Source organism: Meridianimarinicoccus marinus, from assembly GCF_040689105.1.
GTDB lineage: Bacteria > Pseudomonadota > Alphaproteobacteria > Rhodobacterales > Rhodobacteraceae > Meridianimarinicoccus > Meridianimarinicoccus marinus.
Genome location: NZ_JBFBVU010000057.1, coordinates 1 through 9,463 on the forward strand (window position 1 = coordinate 1; position 9,463 = coordinate 9,463).

Genomic DNA, 9,463 nt, shown 5'->3' on the forward strand with positions numbered 1-9,463 from the left:
CTTCTTCCCTGATGCTTGTGGCGGGTTCTCCCGGACCACGTCTACCATCAGATCGAGGCGCAGCACTCCTCAGAGACCGAAGCTGGAAGTGGGGCGAAAGCCGAATACACCATCTGACACGAGGGCGGACGGAGGGGGCCATCTGAACCGTTTGACTGCTGCGGCGTCCCCTACGACTGCCTGTCCCCGCGTTCTTTCACGATCTGCTGGAAGGGTCTGGCCTTGATGCCGCGGTATTTCGCGGTGAATTCGTCTGGATAGTCTGCTTCGTCCCAGGCGCCGATGGTCACGCCCAACCTGCGCGTCTTGACCCGCATCTCGGCCAGCCCCTTTTTCGAAACCGTCGTGCGTTGCGAAGGCCGGCGCGCCCAGTCCGCCAATTGGTCGTACATCTCATCCAGGACGTCGGCATAGTCCGGATCCCCGCCCAGATCGACCAGTTCGTCGGGGTCGTTTTCCAGATCGAACAGAACCGGCGGATTGCCATCCTCGAAATGAACCATCTTCCATTTAGTGTTGGCGATCATGAAGCCCATGGATGAACGCATGTCCGCCTTCAGCGCGTCGCCGAACGGCGCGCCCGAGAAATCGACCTCGCAGATGACATAGCTGCGGGCAAGTTCTTGTGCCTCTCCATGCAGGATCGGGCACAGGCTGTGGCCTTCCAGAATGTGGTCCGGCACCTCCGCTCCCGCGACTTCAACGAAGGTCGGGGCCAGATCGATGGCTTCGATCAGCGCGTCGCAGACCGTACCCCGGGTGGCGTCTGCCGCCGGGCTGGGGTCGTAGACGATCAGCGGGACCCGCGTCGAGACATCGTGGAAGAACATCTTTTCGCCCAGCCAGTGATCGCCCAGAAAATCCCCGTGATCGGAGGTGAGAACGATCATCGTGTCCTCGATCCGGCCGCTGCGTTCCATCCAGTCCAGAAGCACGCCAAGCTGGTCGTCCGCCTGCTTGATCAGCCCCATATAGGCGGGGATGACCGCGTTGCGGACTTCGGGACGGCTGAAGGACGACCCGATCACCCCTTTCATCATCGTCTTGAGAACCGGATGCGCGTTGTCGAATTCGTCCTGCGTCGCGACCTGCGGCAGGACATGCTGCGCGCCATACATGCTGGCATAGGGCTCGGGCACGATATAGGGCCAGTGCGGCTTGATATAGGACAGGTGGCAGCACCAGGGCTGATCAGCGGTTTCAAGAAATTCCATCGCTCGGCGGGTGAAATAGGGGGTTTCGCTGTCCTGTTCCTCGATATTGGCCGGATGGGCCGCGTTCTTGAGGAACCAGCCCGACAGCACGTCGTCCTGCTCGCCGATCGCCGAGTTGGCATAATCATGCCAGGGGTTGTCACTGTCGTATCCCCGGCTGCGGAGATAGGCATTGTAGTGTTCCGCCGCCTTGGAATCGTAGCGCCCGTCCGGGCCGTCGGGATTCACGCCGTCATCACGTTCGACCACGTCAAAGCCGCATTCCGACACCCGCGCGCCGATGATCGATTCAGGACTCAGCCCCAGCCGCGCCATGCCTTCCCGGTCGGGCACCATGTGGGTCTTGCCCACCAGATAACACTCCATGCCCGCCTTGCGCAGGTGATCGCCCATGGTCATCTCGCCGACCTTCAGCGGAATGCCGTTCCAGGTTGCGCCGTGGCTGTGCACATAGCGCCCGGTATAGGTCGACATCCGCGACGATCCGCAGACCGGCGACTGGATGTAGGCGCGGTCGAAACGCATGCCCATGGACGCCAGCCGGTCCATATGCGGGGTTTCAAGATGGGGATGACCGTAGCAGGACAGATAGTCCCGGCGCAGTTGGTCATACATGATGAACAGAATGTTCCTGGCCTTTGCCATCTCGCTCTTTCCTTTTGCTGCGCGTCTAGGCGATGCCCTATGCCGATCGCGGGGCATCTGGATCAGGGGTTTCCCTGGCGGCGGCGTTTCTGGCACTCAGACGGTGGAACACCAGCACACCAATTGCGATCAACACGGCCGCCCCCCAGACCATGGGTGACATGTGCATGATGGCGGCGGCAAGGATCAGCCTGAGGACAACCTCCCATCCCGCCAGCCGGCTTGCGTCGAACCGTGCAAGCGCACTGGCCAGAATGAACAGTGCGAAGACGACCCTGAGCAGCAGAAGGGCCAGGGCGCCGACATGCAGTGTGCCGTCATAGCCAGACAGGTAGGCCCCGGTATCGCCGATGCTGCTTGCCGGGTCGATGATGGCGGCGTCGACGATCAGAAGTTCGGGATACATTGCGAATATGAAGGGGATCACGAACATGACCACTCCCGACCGCACCGCCGAAAAGCCGGAGGCCAGTGGATCCGCCTTGGTGATCGAGGCCGCTGCGAAGGCCGCGATCGCCACGGGCGGCGTGATCGCGCTGGCAACGGCGAAATAGAACACGAACATATGGGCGGTGAAGGTCGCGATGCCGAGCCCGCTGAGCAGTGGCCCCATGAGAAGCGCGACATTGATATAGGCCGGCACCGAAGGCATCCCCATGCCCAGGATCACCGCCAGACACATGGTCACGAAGAGCGCCAGGAGCGTCAAGACCTGCGACCCGCCCGCTCCAAGGTCAAGCCCGTCCAGAAGCGTCAGGATGTCGATCGCCACAAAGCGGGCCAGGCCGGTGAAATTGAGGCAGAAGTCGATGATCGAAACCGCGAGAAACATCAGGTAAAGCTTGGCGATGGTCCGGCCCGCGTCCGACAGGGCATCGAGCAGCAGCCAGGGCGATTTCCGGACCGTCCTGTCCAGGAACAGCAGCGCCGCCAGCAGCACGGTGGCCCACCACCCGGCGCTGCCGGCATCGCCGATCGAATTGCGGAACAGATGCAGGATCCAGGGCAGGTCCGTCGCCCGGCAGGTGCCGTCGACCACAGTGCGCTCGGCCCCCAGCAGGGCACCCAGCCAGCCGCAGCCCACGGATTCCTTGGACGACAGCAGCACCACGAAGATCAGCAGGATCGGCAGGAAAATCTGCAAAAGGTGGATCGGGTCCTCGCGCGACATGCGCATGTCCTCTGTCAGGCTGCCGACGGCATGGATATTCTGACGTCGGGCCTGAAACATGACAGAAAGAAACAGGCAGAGGAAATAGGCGAGCGCTGGAAGAATCGCGGCGATGATCACGTCGGAATAGGGAGTCGCGGTCAGCGCGGCGACCAGAAAGGCCGCCACGCCCATCACCGGGGGCATGATTGATCCGCCCGATGATGCGGCGGCTTCGACACCGCCCGCGAAGGTTGGCGAGAAGCCGCTCTTGATCATCATCGGAATGGTGAGCCTGCCGGTGGACAGGACATTAACAACCGGGCCGCCCGAAATCGTTCCGAAAAGCGAGGACGACACGATGGCCGCATGGGCGGGGCCGCCGCGCAGATGCCGGGTCCAGCGGAATGCGAGCTTGATCAGCGTCTGCCCGCCTGCCGATGCCCCAAAAAGCCCGCCCAGCACGATATAGGGGAAGACCGTGTTCAGAATGACCGACATGAATTGGCCAAGCAGGCCCGAGCCCTGGTTGACCAGGATATCCTGCACCTTGGGTCTGAGATCGGACCAGCTGCGGGGCTCGCCCCCGACCTTCGTCACGAGGTATTTGTTGATGTCATCGGCACCGTAGAAATACCACACGACCACGGTAAGGATCGTGTAAGCTGCCACAAGGATCGCCACGAACACGAGCGGAAAGCCCCAGACCTTGACGTTGTAGCCAAGGAAGATCACGACCGCGAAGCCGACGATCAGGGGCAGCCAGGGGCCGGTGGTTGCCTGACACATCGGGTTGTCGACGACGGTCGGCTCGGGCAGCCCCATCATGGCGGCGTATTCGGCTTCCTTCGCCAGCGCCTCGGTGATCAGCCGCGCCCGCTCGCCGGTGACCTGGTCAATCAGGCAGATGGCATTGTTTTCGACAAGAAAAGAGGCGGATATGGCAAAGGCCGCGACCACCAACAGGATATCTATCGTGTATCCCATTGCTTGCCAGCCACGGCCACGGGTCGACCAGCTGCGCCCGATCGAGTTGTCCATCGCCACGATGATCATGAACAAGGCGAAGACCAGCGGAAACAGCCACTCGGTGGGGAAACTGCGCGCGCGCATGCCAAACAGGGACTGCGCCAGAGAATCCCAACCCGGAATGCCGGGGGTGCTGTTCAGCATTCCGATGGCGACAAGCACCAGAGAAAGAATGAACAGCAGGTTGCGCGTTCTGCTTTTTGTTTCCGCAATGGTGGCCATGTCCGAACGTCCTCGCGTGGGGCCGGGCAACGCCCGTCGGGGCACCCGGCCGCAAAATTCAAAGTCTTATTTGGCGCAGTCCGGAACGGTGTAGCCGGCTTCTTCCCAGGCACGCACCGCACCGGGATGATACTTGAGCGGGTTCGCCCCACACATGCCGGACTTGTCCGCGTCCAGTTGATCAAGGCCGATCATGCCGCCGTAGGGCACTTTCGCCTTAAGCTCGTCGAGCGTGGAGACGTATTCCTTGACCAGGCGATAGGCCAGGTCTTCGTCCATGTTCTTGTTGACGACCGCACCGCCCATCGCCGCGAGGCCGCGGAACATCTCGTCTTCGCTGACGAAGGCCACGTTGTCGGAGAATTCAAGAGCCTCGATCGGGGCCTCATACGGCGCCGATCCGGGGGCTCTCAGGAAACGGCCGGTGGTCTCTGCCTCATAGACGTTCTTGGGGATAGAATAGATGTTCACCCGGCCCGCCGACGACGCCTGAACGATCCGCGGCGACGGATAGAGCTCCGGCGAAACCGCCGCCTCGACGGTGCCCTGCATGATTGCTTCGGTGGCCTGGGCCCAGTTGATCTGGACGCCTTCATAGTCCTTGCCATCTGTCAGGCCGGTCACGATCTGCACCAGTCCGCGGCTGGTATTGACCGCCGCGCCGCCCGGAGGCCCGTTCAGGATCTTGTTGCCGGCGATCGAGTCCCAGCCATCGACCGGGGAGGTGTCATAGGCGAAAAAGGTATAGACGCCGAAAATATACGGGAAGATGAGTCGCAGATTGCCGGCAAGTTCCTGGCCCTGTTCGTCTCCGACAGACGCGTAGGGGCCGAGGCCCTTGCTCAGCAGGAAGGGAATGATGAACGGGGCAGGCGCGATATCGGTCTTGCCCTCGGCGACATTCCGCACCGAATTGGTCAGGGTCTGGCCTTCGGTGATCTGCAGATTGGCCGCGCCCGAGCGCTTGCCGATCTCGGCCAGATGCAGCAGCGTGGTATAGGAAGAACCGCCCGGCGAGCCGGTCTCGGCATTCAAGTTGGTCTGCGCCTCGGCGGGTCCGGTCATTGCGCAGGCCAAGGCGGCAGCTGCGCAGAGCACGGTGTTTCGAATGGTCTTCATCTGACTTCTCCTCCCAGAGTGATGTTACATGTTGCGTTCGGCGAGCCACGCCGTGATCTGGTTGACGACCAGAGCCTGATGTTCGGGTTGTTCACGGTAGTAATGCGTGGCACCTTCGATGCGCTCAAAGGTCTTGTCTTTCATCTGCGCCGCTTCGAAGACGCAGGCCGGGTGCGAGACCGGAACCGCGTCATCCGCCGTGTTCTCGATTACCAGCAGGGGTGCGGTGACATTCCGGATGCAGGCTTCGGCGTCGGCGCGGGAATGATCCGCCGACCATTGCGACAGCCAGGCCCTGAGCGTGGTGAATCGAGCCAGACCCACGGGGCCGGAGTTCACCGTTTCAGGCGCGCCCATGTAGCACCAGTTCGGCTGACGGTCATTCGGCTCCAGCCCCGGGTCCAGGAAGCGCGGGTCTGCCATGGTGCGGTGCACGAGGAACGGGCGCTCCACTTCCTTGGTGCCCCGTGCCTTGAGATCTTCGAGCACCTCCAACGCCTTGTCGGTGATCCGGCGCACACGAAGGATTTGCGCCGCGCGGTATGTCCGGACGAAATCACTGGAAAAGGGCGGTTCGATCTTTCCGCCGTAAAGGTCAAGCTCCGGGTCGCGCGCATCCGGATCAAACTCATCCAGAACGGAAGGGTCGATCCATTCGGCAAGCGTGCGGGCGCGCCCGGTATGCGCCGCGATGAACATCAGCGCATCGGCGGGGATCAGGTCCATTGCGGTCAGATCGTAAGGATCGCCGGCGGGCGTGTCCGTTATCGTCGTGTTCTCCGCCTGCGACTGATACAGTGTGGCCAGCGACCCGCCGCCGCTCCAGCCGCACAGCACCACGTTTTGGTAGCCCAGATCTTCGCGCGCGTAGCGTATGTAGGCGCCCAGATCCGCGACCACCTTTTCCATGATAAGCGCAGTGTCGTTCTTGGCGAAACGCGAGCCGCAACACAGTACATGGCTGCCCGCCGCCGCAAGGGCGACCGGCAGCGGCATCAGGTTCAGGGTGGACGCCGGATGCATGAAAAGCAGCACTGTGTTACTGTCGCGACCCTTGGGAAGGATGCGCTGCCCCTCCAGGAAAACCTTTCCCTGGCTGCCCGTGAACCCGTAGGTTTCGGTGAACGCGGCGGTTTCGGTGAACGAGACGATCACAGGCTCCCGTATCACTTCGTATGAGACCGGCATGCCAGGTCCTCCCTTTGGTCGCATCTTACCCGCGGGCGTTTGCGTGAAGGTCGAGGTCGACGTCCGGCGCCCGTTTCGTCTCGGACCAGATCTGCAGCATTTCCGGCGCTTTTTCCCGCAGCCGGTCTGCCAACTCCTGGGTCAACGTGTCGACGACCAGTTCAAGCCGGTGGCCGCTGGGATCGCGGAAATAGATCGACTGGCACAAGCCGTGATCGGTGGGGCCGAGCACATCGATGCCGCCGGCTTCCAGCCGGTCCCGATAGGCGTTCAGGACATCCATATTTTCCACCTTCAGCGCCAGGTGCTGAACCCAGGCCGGGGTTTCCGGATCGAGGATGTTGCCCTTGTCTTCCGGCAGTTCGAAAAAGGCGATGAAGGAGCCATCGGGCATCTGGAGGAAGATGTGGATGTGCGGTGACCACTCTCCGGTGGACGGAACCTCGTTCTCGGCAACGGCGATATTGAAGTCGAGGTCCAGGTACTTCCTGTAAAACTCGACGGTCTCTTTTGCGTCTTTGCAGCGGTAGGCGGCATGGTGAAGTCCAGCGACGGGCATCTGTCTACTCCTCTCAGATCAGGTGTGTTCGGCTATTGATTGCGTTTGTTTTGTATCCAACACATGGTATTTAGTCAAGCCAATCGCTTATATTTTGTATAGTTGTATACAACGATTGGAGTTTCCGAACAAATTCAGCCTCTCGTGAATGTATCGACCCCGCGAAATCTGCTCGGGTCAAGCGGCCCGTCCGAATGCCCTGGCAGCCGTGCGTATGGCGGGGCATGAAGATGAATGGCGGTTGTTGCGGACGGCAATCCGATCGCAAATCGCGTGCGGCGCATGCCGGATGCTCTCGAAGCGATGTCCCCCCACGCATTGCGCCTTGAGCGTTTGGATGAAGCGCTCAATCATGCGGTTCCGCCAAGGCCAGTGAGGCGGAATGAACCCCTGCTTCAACCGATAGCCGCGGACGATGGCCGTGGATGATTTCGACCCCCAGAGCCGTCTTCCGCGTCGCCATCCAACCCTTGATCCTGCCGTCCGTCGCCATGCCCATCGCTACGTTCTCCCTTGTCGCATGAGCAGGTCTTCACTGGGCGGGGGGGGGCAGGCATGGCACCCTGCTGACGGTGTGGCTTGCAAAGGCATGGCTTCTGGTCCCGAGGCGGACAGAATTGGCAAACGCTGGGAGCGAGCCGGCACCTTGCCAGCCGGGTCCCGATCGCGTTGCGGATCGATGTCGTCAAGAACGGCCCTCGGGGATCGGCTTTGGCTTGGATTCAATGGGCGAGATAATTCTTGATATCAACGTGTCTGGCCCCTAGTAATGGATACCATTCCAGGCCGGCTCGGGCGATCAAGCCACCAGTGCAGCATGGCCCGCCTTGGCGCGACTGTTATTGCGGAACGCGGCACCGTCAGTGAAACCCAGTGACAAGAGCCGTTCGTTCGCACCCGCGCGCAGCCATTGCAGCAGAACAACTTTTAGGAAGAACGACATGCCCAGTGCAACAGACCTCGCGTACGAACGGATCAAGGCCGCTGTCATGTCTGGCGAACTCAAGGCGGGTGACAGGGTCAAGGAGGAACTGCTCGCCGAACAGATCGGCGTAAGCCGAACTCCGATCCGCAATGCCCTGCAGAAACTGTCCGCCCAGGGCTTTATCGAGATGCTGCACCACCAGGGCGCGCGAGTCGCCAACTGGAGCAGTCAGGATATTGGTGAAATCACTGATCTGCGGGCATTGTTGGAGAGTTTCGGGGCCGGCGTTGCCGCGCGAAAAATTCACGCCGGAGAACTTGTCGTGTTGCGAGAGCTTGCCGATGACATGGAGCAGGCGGCGGCCCGGTCCAATGCGGCCGATCTGGAAGAAATAACCCGTCTGAACAGCCAGTTTCACATGAACATCATCAGTGCTTCGGGCAACCGGAGACTGGCGGAAGTGATCGGCAATCTCGCCCATCCTCTGCTCGTCCAGAGACGCTTTTCAACTTTCAGCCCGGCGCGGCTTCAGCGGTCGATGGATCACCACCGCGAAATCATCGACGCTCTGTCCGCGCGCGACCCGGAATGGGCTTCCTCGATCATGCGCTCGCATATCCTTTCCAGCGCAAATATTTCCGCGCAAGAGCACGATATATGAATGCCGGGTGCAGTCATTTGTGGACGGCCCCGGTTTCACAAGGGATTTTGTGAGCTACTTTGATCGAAGCAGTTTGCGGTCATTTGTCCGGCTTGGGCGGGCAGGGCAATTGATCGCCGGCCCTTCCTTTCTGCAATGCTATGCAACACCTGTCGGGCAATGGAAAAAGTCCGCGTGCCGGGCCCCAATCAGATTGGGATGCCCCTGGATATGTAGAAACCTTGCCCCCTGTCTTTGAGGCGAGGCGGCCAACGTGGCGACAAGCAACTGCAGCGAAGCGTTCGGGCGTGATGCTGTGTACCAGATTGCGCGGCTGGGGGTGCCGGTTCGGGAAGTTTCCCGGCGCCTGAGCGTGAACACGCGTTCTCTGTGCAATTGGCGCAAGCTCGTCGCGGCACCGGATGTGAACCCCGGCCAAGGATATGAAGCCCGGAATCTGCCGCTGAAGCGCAAACTGGCAAAGGTGACCGGGGAGCGCGACCTCCTGAACCGAGGCGGATCAGGATTTGATCCGGGGGATCAATGCCCTGTCGACGGCAACGGCGTATGTCGCGCGCGTGTCTCCATCACGTACTCCTTCATTGAGACGCATCGCGAAGAGTTCGGCGTCCGGGCCATGTACCGTGTGCCGTGGGTCATTTCAGCGGCCTCTCTGCAGGGCCCAAGGAACGGCAGTAAAGCTACGCCGAGGGCCGTCTTGCCTCACCGGTATTACTCGTCGGCCATGATGCGTTCGATGAGGTCGGCGTCA

General features: G+C 61.2%; 9 protein-coding genes. 2 read left to right on the top strand and 7 right to left on the bottom strand.

The annotated features are described in order from the left end of the window. Positions 1 to 170: 170 nt before the first annotated feature. From AB0T83_RS19710 to AB0T83_RS19740, 7 genes are all read right to left on the bottom strand, one after another. Positions 171 to 1,859 (bottom strand): sulfatase-like hydrolase/transferase, encoded by a 1,689-nt coding sequence (locus AB0T83_RS19710; protein WP_366194915.1) that lies wholly within the window; start codon positions 1,857 to 1,859, stop codon positions 171 to 173. 37 nt (positions 1,860 to 1,896) lie between these two features. Further along, complete coding sequence (locus AB0T83_RS19715; protein WP_366194916.1) at positions 1,897 to 4,260, bottom strand: TRAP transporter permease; 2,364 nt, start codon at positions 4,258 to 4,260, stop codon at positions 1,897 to 1,899. Positions 4,261 to 4,326: 66 nt separating this feature from the next. Then, complete coding sequence (locus AB0T83_RS19720; RefSeq protein ID WP_366194917.1) at positions 4,327 to 5,379, bottom strand: TAXI family TRAP transporter solute-binding subunit; 1,053 nt, start codon at positions 5,377 to 5,379, stop codon at positions 4,327 to 4,329. Positions 5,380 to 5,403: 24 nt separating this feature from the next. Continuing rightward, positions 5,404 to 6,567 (bottom strand): alpha/beta hydrolase family protein, encoded by a 1,164-nt coding sequence (locus tag AB0T83_RS19725; RefSeq protein WP_366194918.1) that lies wholly within the window; start codon positions 6,565 to 6,567, stop codon positions 5,404 to 5,406. A gap of 25 nt (positions 6,568 to 6,592) precedes the next feature. Next, positions 6,593 to 7,126 (bottom strand): VOC family protein, encoded by a 534-nt coding sequence (locus AB0T83_RS19730; protein WP_366194919.1) that lies wholly within the window; start codon positions 7,124 to 7,126, stop codon positions 6,593 to 6,595. Between the two features lie 177 nt (positions 7,127 to 7,303). Next, entirely contained in the window at positions 7,304 to 7,525 is a 222-nt protein-coding gene (locus AB0T83_RS19735; RefSeq protein ID WP_366194920.1) for an integrase core domain-containing protein, read from the bottom strand. A gap of 400 nt (positions 7,526 to 7,925) precedes the next feature. Beyond that, positions 7,926 to 8,069: a hypothetical protein gene (locus AB0T83_RS19740; RefSeq protein ID WP_366194921.1), complete on the bottom strand. Its 144-nt coding sequence runs from the start codon at positions 8,067 to 8,069 to the stop codon at positions 7,926 to 7,928. Between AB0T83_RS19740 and AB0T83_RS19745 the strand changes: the two genes are divergently transcribed. Then, entirely contained in the window at positions 8,068 to 8,712 is a 645-nt protein-coding gene (locus tag AB0T83_RS19745; protein ID WP_366194922.1) for a GntR family transcriptional regulator, read from the top strand. The genes AB0T83_RS19740 and AB0T83_RS19745 overlap by 2 nt on opposite strands. A 253-nt stretch (positions 8,713 to 8,965) precedes the next feature. After that, positions 8,966 to 9,463, top strand: a 498-nt coding sequence (locus AB0T83_RS19750) for a transposase (RefSeq protein WP_366194923.1), incomplete at its 3' end; no start/stop codon positions are given.